This is a genomic window from Vibrio genomosp. F10 str. 9ZD137 (genome assembly GCF_049974785.1).
In the GTDB taxonomy this organism is placed as follows: domain Bacteria; phylum Pseudomonadota; class Gammaproteobacteria; order Enterobacterales; family Vibrionaceae; genus Vibrio.
Genome location: NZ_JBNGCJ010000249.1, coordinates 1 through 1,268, shown reverse-complemented (window position 1 = coordinate 1,268; position 1,268 = coordinate 1). Strand labels below are relative to the sequence as shown.

Here is a 1,268-nt window from a genome sequence, read left to right as displayed (position 1 = left end):
ATAGCGGCTCTCGGAATCCCGAGGTCAAGCAGCAATTGCTCACCAATATCATCTTCAACCACGCCAATCCTATATTTCGCCATGTCTAATGGGTTATCAACCTCTATGCCCCTACCCCGTTTTGCCATTACCACGACTTTAACTTTAGAGATTGGGCCTACCCACAGAAACAAGTCTTCTCGATGTTCGGTTCGCGTCGTAGAGAAAACAGCCGTGTTTGGTGTCGTCAGCGCCGTTCGATAAGCATCAGACCATGCTTGCAACACAATGCGATTACTGCCTATTTCCTCCCCGACCGCTTTAGCGGCAGCATGCAAGACGTCAACAGAAGAACCCGTTAACTGTCCATCAAGGATAAAGTTTGCAGGCGGGTACTCTTCGGTCAAGTACAAAGCCCGGCCAACGTTGTCGCTTTGGCTGTGGGCTTGAACTGTCGAAGTCAGCAAAAGTGATAACAGGGATGTCGACAAAAATCTATAAGGGTTGTTCATCATCGCCTCTAATTTTAAACGCTTCCTCATAAACGTTAGTCGAGGATCAAATAAGCGTCTAGGTGTAAACCCAGACTTATGCTTTTTTGTTGTTTAAACATTGAAGCTAAGCCATGAAGATAAGTAGTAAAGCGAAACCGAAAAGCTGACCATATTGAGCTGAGATTTTTTCGTTCCACATCACCTCAGCAAGATCAATCAGGCACTGATTCAAAGTAAACAACCTCTCTTATTTATTCATTAACCAAAACGTCCACTTACGTAACGCTTACGTTACAGAAAAACAGCAATGTTGTTACTTAGCCATAAAGATATCGCGATTTAAATCAAACATTTAGCTTTCAATATTTAGCAATAGGTGTTGTGTGAACTACTCACCATATTTCTCTCTGAATAGCCCTCACAATACTCATAACCACAACTAATAATGGGTAACTGATATGCTGTATTTAGAATTCTTGTTCTTGTTACTGGTGCTCTATGTAGGCTCTCGCTTCGGCGGGATTGGGCTTGGGGTCGTATCGGGTATTGGCCTTGTCGTCGAGGTCTTTGTTTTTAAGATGCCGCCGAGCTCCCCACCAGTCACCGTAATGCTGATTATTTTAGCCGTTGTTACTTGTGCTTCCATATTAGAAGCCGCAGGCGGTTTAAAGTATATGCTTCAAGTCGCGGAGCGCCTGCTAAGAAAGAACCCTAAACGTGTCACGCTGATCGCGCCTTTCGTTACCTACTCAATGACCTTCTTATTGGGTACTGGCCATAGATCGGAAGAGCGGT

The 1,268-nt window shown here is 44.4% G+C and carries 2 protein-coding genes; one reads left to right on the top strand and one right to left on the bottom strand.

Annotated features, from left to right (window positions below; genetic code table 11):
* Window positions 1-491: substrate-binding periplasmic protein (locus ACP45E_RS04000; RefSeq protein ID WP_141707216.1), on the bottom strand; the 491-nt coding region annotated here is incomplete at its 3' end.
* A 440-nt stretch (window positions 492-931) separates the two neighbouring features.
* Between ACP45E_RS04000 and ACP45E_RS03995 the strand changes: the two genes are divergently transcribed.
* Window positions 932-1,268, top strand: a 337-nt coding sequence (locus ACP45E_RS03995; RefSeq protein WP_277815677.1) for an anaerobic C4-dicarboxylate transporter family protein, incomplete at its 3' end; no start/stop codon positions are given.